We start from the raw sequence: 16468 nt of genomic DNA on the forward strand, positions 1-16468 counted from the left end.
AAAAAAGAAAGGATGGCAATGAAACCACGATTCCATGCGTTGGATGTAACATGAAAGGTAAAAAGATGAAACAGAAAAACTGGTTGAGGATAACACTGCCACTGGTACTCGCCGTACTGGTGGCAGCCTGCGGAGGAAAAGAAAAGAAAAACAACAGCGTTGGGAAGAAAGGACAGACGTCGCCACTGTCTGTCGACACGTCATTGCAGTCACGGCTAAAGGCCTTTAGCGCACAGCCGCGCGTGAAAGGCCGCTTCGGACTCTATGTCTACGACCTCACCGCCGACAAGCCCGTGACGGCTGTTGACATCGACCACGCACAGCCTGTGGCCTCGTGCACAAAGCTGCTCTCAGGTGTGGCGGCGCTCCACAAACTCGGTGCCGGCTACACCTACCGCACCACGCTCTATACCCGCGGACACGTGGAAAAAGACACGCTGCGCGGTGACATCATGCTCATGGCGGGCCTTGACCCGCTGCTCAGGGCGGAAGACCTCACGAGATTCACCCGCCATCTGCGCAGCATGGGCATCCGCTATATCGACGGCGGCTGCTGGCTCAACCTCAAGCTCAAGGAGAAGGTGAAGGCCGAGGCACACTGGTATCCCTGGGACCTCTCCTTCTCTAAGTACGGCATCCTCTTCAAAGGACCCGACGCCATCACCAAGGCCATGAAGGCGGCTCTCGCTGCCGACGGCATCCACATGAAAGGCGACTGCCGTGTCGGCGCGCCTATGGTGCGACCCCATTCCAACGAGTGGAAAGGACGTTTCCGCTATCTCCATCCTGTCTCGGGCGTGACCTACTTCATGTGGAAGAACTCCAGCAACACCAAGGCCACCAGCCTGCTCTACACCCTCGGTAATGCCGTCAGGCCCCGCAACAACGGCTCGGCCGATGTCCTGGCCAAGGCTGGTGCAGACTATGTGCGCACCTTCCTGCGTGACACGCTCCAGTTGCACGACAAGGGTCTCGTGGTGCACGACGGCTGCGGACTCTGCACCTACAACCACCTCTCGCCTCACGCCCTCGTGGCTGTGCTCACCTTCGCCTATCATCACAAGCCCATCTACCGGCAACTCATGCGCAACCTCGCCATCGCGGGTGTTGACGGCACGCTGCGCGGATTACTCTCTGACCCGCGTCTCAAAGGCCTCATCCACGGCAAGACAGGCACACTCTCCCACCCCTACGGCATCTCCTCGCTCGCCGGATACTGCAAGGGCGCCGACGGGCACGACCTCTGCTTCGCCTGCCTCAACTCCGAAATGTCAGTCCTCGACGCTCATGTGCTCCAGCGCAAACTCTGTCTCACGCTCGTAGGGGCTAATCTCAAGAAAAAGTAATACTCAAGGATTTGAGAATTAGAGAATTCTATTGTAGACAAGCCCAAATTCAGTTCGGAACAGATAATCTCTTTCTGATTCCTGCCACACTGAATACGGTGCTGATAAATTAATAGCCGACCGTCGTGGGAAGTTTACCACATCCTCACGATCTCCTTGGCGTCATTGCTTGCCTTGACGACTTTTCCGTCGGGACTGATGACGATGAGGTAAGGGATGTATTGGATCTGATAGGCGGAGGCGGCAGCACGATTGAGCTGCTTGTCCTGCGGAAGGGCAGCCTGCTTCCACGACATGTTCTCTTCCCTCAGGGCCTCAGTCCAGTCTTTCAGACTCCTGTCGCAGGAGATGCTGACAATGTTAAGTTCCGGGTGCTTGGCATGCATCTCCTTGATGAGCGGGATAGATGCACGACAAGGACCGCACCACGATGCCCAGAAGTCAAGCAGTGTGTACTGGCCCGGCTTCACGAGTGAGGACAGTTTCACCGCCTTGCCGTCGACCGTGCGAAGAGTGACATTGGGATAAGCTATGCCTCTCGCCGTCTTCTTTGCCTCAGCAACCTTCTTCACGAAAGCAGCATAGCCTGCAGCATCACTGTTATCGCGGAAACGGGTTGTCATCTCGTCGAGCTGTACGGACGTATAATAGAAATGGCGGTTGAGACTCTTCCCTTGCAGATAAAGACTATACGGCTCCGCAGGGTGTGCCCAGGCGTAACTGTCACTCCGCTGTTGACAGATGGCTTTCAGCGAGTCGGCCGTAAGCGACAGTCGCTCTGCCACAGCTTTATCGGGATGCTCCGGCATGCCATATTCCGCCTTGCCATAAGTGTATCTCCAGGCTTTGACGCCTGCCTCCTCAGCAGTTTTCAACGACGGCCACATAGCATCATGCCAGGCCTGATACTGCTGCTGTGCCAACCCGCCTTTAACCATGTAACGGCACTCGCCCAAGACTGACGACTCGCCCATCTCGTAGCTTCGTGGAATACTGTCGTAAGCTGGAGCGGAGACTGTATAGTCGTCGTTGTCGAGGTAGAGCTTCACCACACGGCCATGCATGTACTCCCCCTCGGGCAGAGGCTGTAAACGGTCGTCAATCTCCAAGGTACAGAGCACGGGAGCAGAGACCTTGCCTGTGAGGGCAAACTGTCCGTTCGTCACCTTGCCATAGGCGATGCTGTCGTGGCTGTCCACAGCCTGCAGCCGTACTTGCGCTCCCTCGGTCATACCGGGGATGGCGGAATGGATCGTGAAAGTGTTGCCGGCGAAGGCAGCAAGTGGGAGAGAGAGAAAGACAGAAAGAAGAAAGTGTCTATTCATTTAGATCATTCGAAATTAATCGGTTGTGGTATTGAGTGCAGTGCTGCTTCCATCTTGTCAGGGTCGAAGGAAACGAGCTGGATCTTGCCCTCTGGATTGATAAGCACCAGGCGTGGGATGGACTGGATGTCGTAAGCCAAGGCAGCCCTGTTGAGTTGTGCCTTGTTGAGCCACAGCTGCGTCCACGGCATCGCCTCCTGCTTCTCCGCTCTGCGCCAGTCAGCTTCACGCTGATCCACGGAGACACTGACGACATTGAGGCGGCCTTTCTGGGTTGCATATATCTTCTTCACCTTTGGGATGGCTGCACGGCAAGGACCGCACCACGATGCCCAGAAGTCGACGAGCGTATATTTACCCTTCGGAACAAGCGTAGAGAACTTCACGGCTTTCCCTGCTTTTGTCGTCGCAGAAAAGTCGGGGAACGGTATGCCGAGCGAGAGCGTCATCACGATATCGCGGTTACGCTTCAGGAAGCTCGCGCGCGCCGTGTCGGCATTGTCGGCTGTCACCTCATCAATCCATTTCGCCATGATATCCTTCGGGTAGGTGAACGACTGGTAATAACGCTTACCTAAAATATAGGCGGCTGCGGCCGATGAGGCATGACCTTCCATCCAGACCGTCTGCATGGAGTCGAGACGCGCAGCCTCCCGGTCCTTCGCAATAATAAGGTCGCGGTACTTGCTCCTGTCACCGAGATGCTCAAAATAAGTCGAAGCCTCAGCATAGGAAGCATCATCAGCACGCTTCTGTTGGTCAGTGATATAATGTTCGTACAAGAGCCATCCGGCAAGAGTCTCGCCACCACCACTGATGGTCAAAGTCTTCTCACGCTCAGGGCCAAAGAGCTGTGTCGTGTCGCCTTTCATTGTGACATCAGCCGTGCCGTCCAGAAGCAGAGAGACCGTTGATAATTTATAGCTACGGCCTTTTGCCTTGTCGTTCTGCCAGAACGTGATGTTGCACATCCGCGGCTTCTTCAGTGGCACACGAAGCGAGAACGAGCCGTCGGCAGCGACCTTGGCACTGTCTAAGCTTTCCACCTTGTCCGGGTTATCGACATTGGAGAGGAAGACGGTCACGTCCGTGCCCAAGCCGGCGATCTGTGCCGAGAGCTTATGCTGCGCCTGCATAGAGAGAGGCAGCAGCAAAGCTAAAAGAGAGAATGCTTGTTTTATCATAAGTGATTATTAATTATATTCGAAGTATACAGTTGAAATTGGTTGTCTTAATTATCCAGAGACAATGAATGACAGCCATACTATAGGCCAATGGTGATAGTGCAGGGAACGGCTTTATGCCGTTCCTTAGAAAATGTTCGACCTATTTATATAGGTTAGGTCATTATTTGTGGGAGGGCATAAAGCCCTCCCCTGCACTGACACCCCAAGGCACATTCAGCCTCTCGGAGGCACTACCGGTGGGCATACCATTAACACCCATCAGCTAACACCTATTTAGCGTCTCTGACATATTTCACACTCATCCACCTGAGGCTGGTCGGGCACGGTACACGCTGCACCATGTCCTGTCCGGCAACAAGCACCCGGATGAAAACACATTCGTTGGACTTTGTCGTATCCTGTGTCGCCGTCCAGTAGCAGCCATAGTCGCCGACATGGTACTTACTGGGATAGGCTGTGGAGTATGCGCCGAGCTCACCGGCGAGGGGGAAAGCGAGCTGCACGTCCGGGCCCTGCTGTGTCATCAGCGTGCCGGCACCCTTGCGCCAACCCTCCTTCCCAGCATCTCCGGCCGACATGCCCAGTGCCGTCTCAAGACTTTGATAATCGGCATCGGCCGGCAACCGCCATCCTTCGGGCGCACAGTCCTTGGCTTGCTGCCAAGTGAGGTAGTTACCATGCTTGGCGATCAATGAGTCCTCGACAGCTTTATCACCGACCTCAAACTTGTCCTCAATGCCGTTGGCTACATAGCTCTGCGTGTACCACGCCTCACCGCCCCGGTAGTTCTCTGTCATCCAGTCGAGCCCGCCGATGCGTACCCAATGGTAAACGGTGCCGTCAGCGTCGGTGAATGTGCCCGTGGCTGAAGGCGTTGCCACAAACCCGTCGTCATTGCTGCACGCGGCAAAGGCAAAGGCCAACGCAACAGCAACGGCAGAGAATATCCTGACTGATTTCATCTTTCTGCAATATTTATATGTTGAATCCCATCTGTTTGATGATGTCCCTGATAGTATCAAACTTGTTGACCATCACCTGCTGGCTGCCGTATCTGGCGACGAACTCATCGCGCGTCATCGTGAGCACGGCGTTGACCCAGTCCTGCAAGTCTCGCTTCTGGTAGGGGAAATAATAATCGGTGCCACCCCATATATCCTCAAACTTCTCCAGAAAGCCGTACTGCCACTCGACGTTCACCGTCGTAGCATCGATGTTATGGTCGGAGAGATACTCACCATAGAGCGTCTTGCTGTAAGCATAGAACAGGTCGGTGACGGTGCCCGGCTGCCGCCCGAACTTGTCGATGATGATGTTGGCAAGCATGCCGGAGAAATAAGTAGCCGGATCGTTGTACATCACTCCTTTGTCCGTACTGAGCACATAGCCACGTGTTGCGAGCAGATAGTTCACATGCTTTGTCTGGCCATAGCTGTTGACATAACTGATGTCGTTGACAAGGAAGAAGGAATAGGGCTTCGCCTTGCCGAGTTTGTTGAGCAGGTAGGTCTTAACAGCCTCGGCAAACTTCTGCTGCGCAGCTACGTCCGTGATGTAGCTGTATTTATAATCGTAACTACTAACACTACCCGTGCCAATCATGGCATACGTAGCATCGAAGAGTTCGGGATTACCCTTCGTATCCTTCGTGTTAAGTGTATCGTTGAAGAGCAGATAGGAGCCTGTCTCTTTATAAAACGCATGGCGGAGCTGTGCCGTAGCACTGTTGTCGTCAGCCAAGGGAACGAAGCCGTTGACATCGGCATTGCTCGGTGTGAGGGCGTCCTCACCGCCACAGGCAGTGAGTGCCAACAGGGCGACAGCAACCGGAAATATATATTTATAGATTCTTATTGACATATTCTTCTATTGTCTATTGTGTGTTTTTATCCACTACACTTACTCATCATCGCCGCTGTTGCCATCTGAGGCTACTTCCTGCTTGAAGTAAGTACGGTCTGGACGACTGTTGCTGCCGATGGAAGGCTGAAAGTCGCACACATCTTTCGGAATGTTGAGCGTGTAAGCATCATCGTTCGGATCGAGGCGATAATAGTTGGTGTACTGCCGCACATCGTTATAGTCCACCGTATGATAAGCACTCATGGTATGTACGATGGTTGTAGTCTGCGGGTATTTAGTGTCGGCCATGTAACGGCGGATGTCAAACCAGCGGTGGCCCTCAAAGCAGAGTTCACGCTCACGCTCCTCACGGATGAACCTGACCAGTGCCTCCCCCGAAAGACTCACGGCTGCATTGGAAGCCACACGGGCCTCACGCAGTTTCGTCAGGTACTGACAGGCCTCAGCATCCTTGCCCAGCTCGGCATCGGCCTCGGCGAGGTTCAGATAAGCCTCTGCCGTACGGATACAGAAGACATCGCTTGCCGTATTGTGGATATTATAATGCTTTACGGAGTTGTTGATTTTGTGGTACGACCAACGGTGATAGTTCACGTCATCCTGGTTGGTGATGTAAGCCGAGCGGCGGCCGTCGTCCTTGGCAAAGAGTGAGACGAGGTGGTCACTGACCTCAAAGGCAGGACTGTAAACTCTGCCGAAGCTGCTCTTCTTACCCGGCTCCAGGAAAACGATGTTGCCAAAGCAGGAGGCACCATTGGAATAGACCACCTCCTTGTTGTCGGAACTGATGGGATAGCCGCCGGTCCAGCCCACGAGGTTCTGCAGGCAGCTGTTCTGCTGAAGCGCCAGCTTGGCATAGCCGGCAGCTTTCTGCCAGTTTTGCATGAACATCTCCACGCGGCTGCGGAAGATGTACACGGCTTCGATGCCCACGTGGTAGATGTTCTTCGGGGCCACCACGTCCTTGAGGTCTGTCTCGGCTTCATCAAGGTCGGCGAGGATCTGTTTGTACACCTCAGCTATACTGGCACGGACATATCCCTTGTCTTCCACTTTTGAGGAAATCTTGATAGGCACGCCCGGAGTGTTGTCGGCCGTCGACGGTGCGTAAGGCTTGCCGTAGAGGTTGACGAGTGTGAAATAATAAGTAGCGCGGAGATAGTGGCACTCGCCCATGACGTGGCGGAGCAGCGCCCGGTCTTCGTCATTGTCACAGGCCACATCGTTCTGAGCATCGATGACCATGTTACAACGGTCGATCTTTTTGTAAGCGAGATCCCAATAATTAGACTCATTGCTTGATAGTGAGCTTGCGCCCTTGAAGTCAACCCACGTGTCACGTTGCCAGCAGAAGAACGGGAAGTAAGTCTCTGCCTCATTCAGGATATCGGGCTTGCCGGAGGTAGAGATATTCTCCTGCAGCTCATCGCCCATGAAGTGGAGTACAGCATAGTTGGGATTGCTGATATAATAGGTACTGTTTTTCACTCCGGCCTCACCCAAGGGCATGAGACAGTCGCCCATGAGCAGTTCATTGAGGTCGGTAGCTGTCTTCACGCGGCTCAGGTCCTGCGAGTACTCCTTGAGGAAGTCGGAGGAGCAGGAGCTTGCCGTGAGCAGCAGTGCAGTGACAAAAAAGATATATATATGTTTAATGTGCATGACTTCGCTATTGTTAGAATTGAATGTTCATACCGAATGAGAAGCTCGGACGGTCGGAGAGCTGGATGGTCGTGAAGCCACCCTGCGTCGGAGTCTGGCCTTTCAGCGCCGGATCACAGACAGTGAAGAGATTGTAAGCCGAGAGCGTGAAGGCAAGACGCTGCAGACTGATACGGTCAAGGAGCTTGTCGGGCAACTCATAGGTCAGCGAGAGACTCTGCAACTTCAGGTAGTTGGCATTCACCACACGGATGTCGGAATAGTCGTACATCTCCCAGTAGTTGTCACCGATGGTGTTTATCTCCGAGGCGGAACTGCTGTTTGTCCATACACGACTGTATTTATAATAAGCTGATGAACTTTCACTGATGATTGCCGGAAGGCTCGTCGTCTTCTCGTCACCGGGCTTGCGCCAGCGGTTCATGTAGTCGCGACTGTAGTTCTTCTCCGAATAGATATTCGAGCCGTAGCCGCCCGTGGCCTTCGAGCCGTACATGGCGAAGAGACGGGTCTTGGCACCGAGACTGTAGCCGAAGACGACAGAGGCGTGCCACTGACGGTAACGGAACGTGTTAGTCAAACTGCCCTGGATATCGGCGTCACGCTTGCCGGAAGCAGAGAGGACCGTGGTGTAAGTGTCATACTTGCTCAGTCCGCGTAGCGCCTCCTCGTTGTTGTAATAGTCGTCGATAAGCGGGCCGCCGTCGACAGGGCTTAATCCGAGGAAGCGGTAGCTGTAGAACGTGTTGACAGCCTGTCCCTTGACAAGGGCTGTACCGTTGAGGAAGTCGGAGAGCTCGTAGGTCTGTGAAGCAGGCCGCGAGTCGAGCGAGTTGATAACTTTCGAGAATGAGGTACTGACGCTCCAGCGGAAGTCACGGGTGCGCAACGGCGTAGCGGTGATGTCGAAGCTATAACCTTTGTTCGTCACATCACCCCCATTGATGACATAGTTGCCCACACCATTGACGGTGCTCACGCGCTTGTTCATAAACGCGTCGGTGGTCTTCTTATAATAAGCACTCAGCTCCATCTCCAGACGATGATCGAAGAAACTCATGTCAAGGCCGAGATTGATGGAGTTGGTCTTCTCCCATTTAAGGTCGGGATTAGGATGAGAGTTCACTGTCGATGTGTTCTCATTATAATAAGGGTTGAGCGTCCCCTTTCTGATGGTCATCACTGGGCTTTCCGTATCGAGCATGTTCCCCTGGAAGCCATAGCTGGCCTTGGCGGTGATGTAGTTGACCCACTTGGCATGAATCCATTGGCCCACATCGTAGCTGCCGGAGAACGACCAGATAGGGAGGAAGCGCTCGTTGGAGCGGTCGCCGAACTTGTTGCTGCCATCGATGCGGCCGTTGAGGTTCACGCGCCACAGCTGTCTGTAGGCGTAGGTGACGGAGAGATAGGTTGAGAGCGTGTTGTTCAGGTCGTCGGCGATGACGGGTACATTACCCATCGCCCACGCGGCATAAGAGGTATAGATCGTCGGATCGATGTCGCTCACGAAGGTCTCACCGCGGTCGCGGAAATAGCCGCGCTGGGTCGTGGCGTAACTGCGGTACTTACTGCTGTTAGCCTCCACGCCGAAGGTAGCGTCGATGTTGTGCTGGTCTTCACTGCCGAAGAACCTGTTGGCATCGAGCTGGAAGCGGGCCGTATAACTGCGGTTGGTGACAGATGTGTGGTTCAGTTCGCCACCCACTGGACAGGTCGACTCTGAAGGATAGTCGATGGCAGCACCGTAATCAGCATCCCGGAGGGCAGCGATATGCCACGTGCGCTCGCCCCACCAGTTCTCGAGCTCGGTGTTGGAGTTGGTCACCGAGAGGATGGCGTTGGCCGAGAGCCAGTCGGTGAAGGTGAAGCGCAGGTTCGTGGTGAACGTCATTGAGTTCATCTTCTGGTGGTTGTAACTGTTGGCTAACTCGTTAAGAATATTATAGTTGTACCGGCTGCCGTCGCTCTGCATACGTTTGTAATAGTAATACTCGCCATTGTCTGTGTAGGCAGGGAGCGTGCGTGTCGTGGTGTAAGCATAGTTGAGCGGCGCTATCTCGGCCTGATAATAGCTACGGCGCTGATGGTAGCCGTTGAGGGTGAACGAGGTGGTGAGGAGTTTAGAGAAAGTGTTGTCGAGGTTCAATGACCATGTGTAGCGCTCGTTGGCGTTGGCCTTGATGACGTCTTCCTCATTGTCGTAGCCCATGGAGGCGTAGTAGCGCGACTTCTTCGAGCCGCCGCTGACGCTGGCAGTATGCTGCGTGCTGAGGGCATCGTGGCAGAGCAGCCTGAACCAGTCGGTGTTGCGGGTCTCGTCACTGGCCACACGCTGCTGGAACTCATCGTATGTGATGGCCCCGTTGTAGAGGTCCTGCACATCTTTCTCATAGCCTACCGTCGTCATGCGGTAAGGGAACTGGTAGTGGTCCTGCATGAGCTCGCGCGAGAACTCCACGCGCTCCTTCGAGTTCATGACATCGACGGAATGGTCGGTGTAGCGTGGGCGCCGCTTGTAGTTCATCGAGAAGTTATAACTCACGACGGGCTTGCCTTCATAGCCACGCTTCGTCGTGACGACAATGACGCCGTTGGCGGCCTTCGTGCCATAGATAGCTGTGGCGGCGGCATCCTTCAGCACGTCGATACGCTCGATGTCCTGCGGATTGATGCCGGCGATGGCGTTACCGATACGGTTGATATAGTCGGGGTCGTTGAGTTCCTCAGGAGAAATCTCTACAGGGTCTTTCACGACAATACCGTCGACGACCCACAACGGCTCACGGTTGCCGATCAGCGTGGAGGTGCCGCGGATACGTATCTTCGGCGCCACGCCCACCTCGAAAGAGTTGTTGTTGACCATAAGATCAGGGACCTTTCCCTCCAGCATCTGGTCGAGGGAACTCATGTCGGCACGCTCAAGATCCTTCATCTTCGCCGTGGATACAGCCGAGGTCAGGGAGCGCTTGTTGAGCACCTGATAACCCGTGACGACGACCTCGTCGAGATTCTTATTGTCATCGTGCAGGATAATCTTCACGGGATGGCCGGCAAGTATCGTTCTTGTCACACCATTGAAGCCGAGATAGCTCACATCTACCGTGAGACGCTCGTCTTCGGTAAATATCTGGAAGTTACCATTGGCATCAGTCGTAGTTCCTGTTCCTGTACCTTTAATCTTAATGGTCGCCCACTGCAACGGCTCGCCATTCGCATCGACGACGGTGCCGCTGACGGCGCGTCGCTGCGGTGTCACCCTGCGTGTGCTATTGCTATACTTGAGCACGACGGTCTTGCCGCTGATCTCATAGGCAAGGCCACAATGGTCGTGAAGCACACAGTCGAACAGTGCTCCCGGCGACATGTCCGTGCACTGGCACGTCACGTCGGGCACGCCGTCGAGCACCTGTCTCTGGTACACGAAGTCGTACCCCGTGCGTTGCTGCAAGTCCTTGATGACCTGCTCCACGGGCTCCGCATGGTAGCTCACGCTGTAGCGCTGCGCCGCCGCTGCCAGCGGCAGGGCGAGAAACACAACGGCAAGCAGAAGAAAATGTCTCAGTCGTCTTCTCTCTCTCATGTAATCAACACTTATAATCAACTCTTTAATGGTCGTTCCTCTTTGGTGCCCGGCTCCTTTTCTCCTCACTCCTCATCTGATATATCTCCACCTGTCTGCCTTTGACGCTGAACCTGATGCCACCACTCATCTCGAGGATGTGGAGCACATCCTGAAAGTTGCCATAGCGCGGCACACTGCCCATAAACACCGTGGAGGCGACCTGCGGGTTGCTGAAATGGTAGCGGAAGTCGTACCAGCGGCCCAGCGACGCCATGATCTGCCCGAGAGTCTGGTTCTCGAAGACAAAGCGCCCACGTGTCCAGCTGCTCACCACCTCGATATTGGCAGGCTGGAGCGTTGCCGTGCCGTTGTGCTTGTCATATTCAGCTTGGTCACCAGGCTTGAGTATCAGCTCGCCGCCTTTGCTATCCATCGGCTTCAAGGCGATGCTGCCACGAATGAGCGTCGTCACGACTTTGTCAGCAGAATAAGCATTGACATTAAACTCGGTGCCGAGAACCTTGACCTCCTGTCCTTCCGTCTCTACGATAAATGGGTGGCCGGCATCGTGTGTCACCTTAAAGTAAGCCTCCCCCATGGTCTTGACACGCCGCTCCCTGCTGTCGAACACAGCAGGGTACTCGATGCGCGAGCAAGCATTGAGACACACCTCCGTGCCGTCAGTCATCGTGAGCCGGTACTCACCGCCACGTGGCGTCTCAAGCACTATGTCGCCTTTATAGCCACTGCCCAAGGCACGACGGATAGCAGCCCTATTCATCTTTCTATTACTGCCCAGGCGTATCTTCCGGCCATCACTGAGCATGAGCATGGCATTCGTGGTGCCGGCTTTAATCTGCAGCTGACGCGCCTGCTCTGTCTTAGCCGACGCCACAGCTTTCCACTCGGACACATGGGAATAATATTCCCAACCGATCCAGCTTGCCAACGAGACAACAAAGACAAGCACGGCAGCCGCAGCCCATAGACGCAGCGGCCGAAGCTTAGAGCCGGTAGCAGAATGAGGATTTCCTTCCAACGCCTCACTTTCATGGATGCGGCGACGCATCTCCCCAAGCGCTGCTCTGGTATTAACTGCCTCACGTGCACGGACATCTTCCTTCACTGCCTCCAAAGAACATAGTTCCCGGAAAAGGCGGCGATGGCTTCCCTGTGCCTCTATCCAGCCATGAAGCTCCTCACGCTCTTTGTCACTCAGCTCGCCACAGAGATAGCAAACGATGAGCTGTGATATTCTTGTTTCCCTGGTCATAATCTTTCTTTAATATTCTCTTTAACGCAATGTATCGATAAAGGTACACTGAAATGGCGAATTTTATTCAAAAAAAGTTTCAATCTGAAAAGAAAATGCTAATTTTGCATGAATAGATGAGGATTTGTGCATAAAGAGCAACGCTTTTAGCATGAACAAGGGAAGTAGATACCAAGAAGCATACGAGCAGTTTCTGCAAGGCGAGATAGATCTTTTTTATAAAGAGGTCTACCCTACTCTCCTTGTCTTCACGCGTCGGCTACTCCCTGATACGCTCGTTTATCTTGCCGAGGACTGTGTGCAGGACTCCATCTTCAAGCTCTACCATCAGCGTGGCGAGATGTCCACACCTGAGCATGCCAAATCGTTCCTTTATATCTGCATCCACCATGCTGTCGTCTCTTATATCCGTAAGGACAACAGCCGGCAGCATTTCGTCAGTCAGGACAACGACAATTTCGAGGATGACTTCTCTGTGGAGATGATTCGACAGGAGACCATCGACGAACTCATGGGTGCCGTGGACCGGTTGCCCGACGACATGCGGCAGCTCTGTATGATGATTTTCCGTAAAGGACTGAAGACATCTGAGATTGCCAGACAGCTCAACATGACGGAGAGTGGGGTGAAGAAAAAGAAGCGGCGGCTGCTTGACCTCCTCAGGAAGTCGCTCTCACCGGAAGCACCTCTCTTCGCATTTTTTATCTGGTTCTTCCACTTTCCGGGTGGATAAGGTAGGTGATCATCCTACTCGACGGTCTCGTCTTTTAACCTCAATAACAGCAGACTGAGGTATTTATTATTCCTATAACCATACCCTTTCCTCTCTATACTTTATCCTGTTACTTGTTCCTTCTAACATTACATTGATAACTCTGCAATCATATCATGCCAGCATTCCTGTCCACTTGGCCATTAGTATATTCAGCCTGTCTGGGTTTGCGCATGCACCTATAGAGCGGGGTTCAAACATCGAATTTACTGATTTAGATAATTGCAGATATTTAATATTAACTCAAGAATTAGAGAATTTTATTATGTACACGCATAACATAATTGCTTATTCTCTAATTCTTGAGCTAAAATAATTCTTGAAATGAGAAATGAGAGCATTACTCCACGGCCTCGCGGATGCTGTCAATGATGAAGTCGAGGTCGTTGTCGGTGACCAGCGGTCCTGAAGGCAGGCAGAGGCCTCTCTTGAACATTCCTTCACTCACACCATTGACATAGGCTGGCGCATCACGATAGACAGGCTGGCGGTGCATGGGTTTCCACAACGGGCGTGACTCCACATTGCAGGCATCGAGCCACAGGCGCAGGCCCTCCACATTATCATTGGGCTGACAGTCTGTCGTGGCCTTCATGGCCTGATGGATGACACCGGCGGCACCACCCACCGCGCCTTTCACGGTGGTCTGGTAAGCCCGCTCCTGCCCCTTGATATGCACATGGGGATCGATGAGCACAGTGTTGAGCCAGTAGTTACTGCAGCTGTCGGGGCTCTGCTCGGCATGGAAAGTAAAGCCGTCCATGTGGCTGAAGGCCTCGGCATAGCGGCGGGCAAGATGACGGTGGTGGGCGATATGCTCATCAAGGACTGTCATCTGTCCACGGCCGATACCCGCACAGATATTCGACAGACGGTAGTTGTAACCGATGTGCTCGTGCTGGTAATAGGGATAGCCCTCGCGTGCCTGCGTGGCGTAGAACATAATGCGGTCGCGCGCCGCTGCATCTGGACAGATGAGCGCGCCACCACCCGAGGTGGTAATCATCTTGTTGCCATTAAAGGACAGCACGCCGTAATCGCCAAAGGTGCCGCACACACGGCCATGGTAACGTGAGCCCAGTCCCTCGGCGGCGTCCTCGATAAGAGGAATGCCGTATTTCCGGCAGACGGCTTGTATCTCCGCAATCTTCGCCGGCATGCCATAGAGATAGACCACGATGACGGCTTTGGGCTTGCGTCCGGTCTTACTGATACGGTCAGCGATAGCCTCATCAAGGAGTTGCGGGTCCATATTCCACGTCTCGCTCTCGGAATCGACAAAGACGGGGGTGGCACCCTGATAGGTCACGGGGTGCGACGAGGCACAGAAGGTGAAGCTCTGGCAGATGACCTCGTCACCGGCCTGCACGCCAAGTGTCACCAGCGCCAGGTGCACGGCCGAAGTGCCAGAGGCAAGCGCTACGACACGGCGTTCATGGCCGTCCTGCGGCGTGGGAGTGTTCACGAAATGCTCAAGGTCTTCCTCAAACCCGTTGACATTAGGTCCGAGAGGCACTACCCAGTTCTGGTCGAAGGCCTCCTGGATATACTTCATCTCATTGCCTGACATGTGCGCCAGGCAAAGAATGATACGATGATCAGATTTTTGCATATAATTTTATATTGATAAAATCACTACTGTGAGTAGATAAGTCCCAGTGCAGGGTGGCCCCCCGTGGGCCACCTATAATAATGTTCGACCGATGAATCAGCGGTTGGGACGGTGTCTGTGGTAGGGCACGGGGCCCTACCCTGCACTACACCACCTTCCAGCCATCAATGCAGCGCCGCTCTCTGTTGAAGTTCACGCCGACCTTGAACAGCCTGCGCCGGTCCATGGCGAAAGGCTGGGCATAACCCTTTTCTTCGATCTGCCGCAACGCCTCGTCGGCAGACTTGTCGTACTTGAACTCGAAGATGTAGATATAATCTTTCGTCTTGGCGATCATGTCGACACGGCCATCGGAGAGGGTGCGCTCCACCTCAACATAGAACCCCAACAGCAACGTGATGAGGTAGAAAGCATTCTGGAAATACTTCTCCGCATCGCCCACTATCTCATAACTCACGCCACTGAACAGCGTCGACATGCGACGCATGAAAGCATCCGGATTGCCCTTCTCCAATTCGTTTACGAAATGACCAATGAACATCGGTCCACCACCGCTCTCCACATGTGTATAGAAGGGAAGCAAGTAGTTGGCCCACCCCTCCTCAACCTCCTCGTTGGGATAGCCGAGGATATACAGGCCGAAGCGCTTGTCATAGTCCTTCACCGTGAGGTAACCGCTCTGGTAGATGATAGGAATGGGACTCACACTCAGGGAGTCGATGGAGTTGAGAAAGTCGGCTGACACCTGCTGCTCCGTCAAGTCAGGAAGATAGAAGTCATCACGCTTGAGCAAATCGACCAAGAAGGACGGAGTGCCCGTCTCAAACCAATAGCTGCCAAAACGATTCTTGGCCAATGTAGAGAGTAGAGAGAAAGGGTTATAGACGCCATCACCCTCCTCTAAAAAATGGTATCCATCATAGCGTTTGCGTAACTTCTCACATGTCTTCGCAAACGAGAGGTGGTTGCTGGCAGCTAATTCACGGATACTCTCGGTGAAGTAAGTCATCATCTCCTTCTCCGTAATGCCACAGATGGTACCGTAACGCCAGTCCATCGATATATCCGTGAGGTTGTTCAGATCCGAGAACACACTCACCTTGCCGAATTTCGTCACACCGGTGAAGAATGCGAACTTGAAGTAGCGATCGCACGACTTCACTACGCCATAGAACGATTTCAGGATGATACGGTACTCTTCCTGCAGTCTCTCATTGCCGATGGTGGACAGCATGGGCTTGTCGTACTCATCCACAAGCAGCACGATACGCTTACCGCTTTTCTCTGCGGCCGCCTTGATGACATATTCAAAGCGCTGCCCAGCTTCACGAAGTCCTGGGCCATGTCCGTATTCCTCCTCAAGGGGAACAAGGAAGGCATTGATCTTGTCCAGCAGTGACTCCACCGTCTGGTATTGGCCTGTATTGAGATCAAGATGAAGCACGAGATAGGTGTTCCACTCCTGTTCCAACTGCTCTATCGACAGCCCATGGAACAGGTCCCTCCGTCCGGAGAAGTAAGCCTCCATCGTACTGATGAGTAGCGACTTACCGAAACGACGCGGACGGGAAAGAAAATAATATTTCCCCTCATCAGCAAGTTTATATATCAAACCCGTCTTATCAATATAAACATATCCGCCTTGACGGATATCTTCAAAGCTCTGTATTCCTTTACCCAGTTCTGGTCGAAGGCCTCCTGGATATACTTCATCTCATTGCCTGACATGTGCGCCAGGCAAAGAATGATACGATGATCAGATTTTTGCATATAATTTTATATTGATAAAATCACTACTGTGAGTAGATAAGTCCCAGTGCAGGGTGGCCCCCCGTGGGCCACCTATAATAATGTTCGACCGAT

The 16468-nt window shown here is 53.5% G+C and carries 12 protein-coding genes; 2 read left to right on the forward strand and 10 right to left on the reverse strand.

All coding sequences use genetic code 11. The features are described from left to right. Nucleotides 1-65: 65 nt before the first annotated feature. Entirely contained in the window at nt 66-1346 is a 1281-nt protein-coding gene (locus PREMU_RS11070) for a D-alanyl-D-alanine carboxypeptidase (protein WP_007575377.1), read from the forward strand. A gap of 134 nt (nt 1347-1480) precedes the next feature. Here PREMU_RS11070 and PREMU_RS11075 read toward each other — a convergent pair whose 3' ends face one another. The 7 genes from PREMU_RS11075 to PREMU_RS14225 all read right to left on the reverse strand — a co-directional run bounded on the left by PREMU_RS11075 (nt 1481) and on the right by PREMU_RS14225 (nt 12221). Next, on the reverse strand, nt 1481-2671 hold the full coding sequence (locus PREMU_RS11075; protein WP_007575378.1) for a TlpA disulfide reductase family protein: 1191 nt from the start codon (nt 2669-2671) through the stop codon (nt 1481-1483). A 5-nt stretch (nt 2672-2676) separates the two neighbouring features. Continuing rightward, on the reverse strand, nt 2677-3855 hold the full coding sequence (locus PREMU_RS14220; RefSeq protein ID WP_007575380.1) for a TlpA disulfide reductase family protein: 1179 nt from the start codon (nt 3853-3855) through the stop codon (nt 2677-2679). 272 nt (nt 3856-4127) lie between these two features. Continuing rightward, on the reverse strand, nt 4128-4820 hold the full coding sequence (locus tag PREMU_RS11085) for an FISUMP domain-containing protein (protein WP_007575384.1): 693 nt from the start codon (nt 4818-4820) through the stop codon (nt 4128-4130). Nucleotides 4821-4833: 13 nt separating this feature from the next. Continuing rightward, nucleotides 4834-5718 (reverse strand): hypothetical protein, encoded by an 885-nt coding sequence (locus PREMU_RS11090; RefSeq protein ID WP_007575386.1) that lies wholly within the window; start codon nt 5716-5718, stop codon nt 4834-4836. Nucleotides 5719-5757: 39 nt separating this feature from the next. After that, a complete protein-coding gene (locus tag PREMU_RS11095) occupies nt 5758-7383 on the reverse strand; it encodes a RagB/SusD family nutrient uptake outer membrane protein (protein WP_007575388.1) in 1626 nt (541 codons plus the stop codon). 13 nt (nt 7384-7396) lie between these two features. After that, complete coding sequence (locus PREMU_RS11100) at nt 7397-10966, reverse strand: SusC/RagA family TonB-linked outer membrane protein (RefSeq protein ID WP_007575390.1); 3570 nt, start codon at nt 10964-10966, stop codon at nt 7397-7399. 25 nt (nt 10967-10991) lie between these two features. Beyond that, a complete protein-coding gene (locus tag PREMU_RS14225) occupies nt 10992-12221 on the reverse strand; it encodes a FecR family protein (RefSeq protein ID WP_007575391.1) in 1230 nt (409 codons plus the stop codon). Nucleotides 12222-12372: 151 nt separating this feature from the next. Between PREMU_RS14225 and PREMU_RS11110 the strand changes: the two genes are divergently transcribed. Continuing rightward, nucleotides 12373-12954, forward strand: coding sequence for an RNA polymerase sigma factor (locus PREMU_RS11110; RefSeq protein ID WP_007575392.1), 582 nt, complete (start codon nt 12373-12375; stop codon nt 12952-12954). A gap of 379 nt (nt 12955-13333) precedes the next feature. Here the strand turns inward: PREMU_RS11110 and PREMU_RS11115 are convergent, their stop codons facing one another. From PREMU_RS11115 to PREMU_RS15090, 3 genes are all read right to left on the reverse strand, one after another. Next, entirely contained in the window at nt 13334-14605 is a 1272-nt protein-coding gene (locus PREMU_RS11115; RefSeq protein WP_007575393.1) for a DegT/DnrJ/EryC1/StrS family aminotransferase, read from the reverse strand. Nucleotides 14606-14750: 145 nt separating this feature from the next. Further along, nucleotides 14751-16286: an ATP-binding protein gene (locus PREMU_RS11120; RefSeq protein ID WP_007575394.1), complete on the reverse strand. Its 1536-nt coding sequence runs from the start codon at nt 16284-16286 to the stop codon at nt 14751-14753. Then, complete coding sequence (locus PREMU_RS15090) at nt 16214-16375, reverse strand: hypothetical protein (protein WP_156804001.1); 162 nt, start codon at nt 16373-16375, stop codon at nt 16214-16216. The genes PREMU_RS11120 and PREMU_RS15090 overlap by 73 nt, the downstream gene beginning before the upstream one ends. Between the last annotated feature and the right edge of the window lie 93 nt (nt 16376-16468).

The organism is Hallella multisaccharivorax DSM 17128 (assembly GCF_000218235.1).
Lineage (GTDB): Bacteria > Bacteroidota > Bacteroidia > Bacteroidales > Bacteroidaceae > Prevotella > Prevotella multisaccharivorax.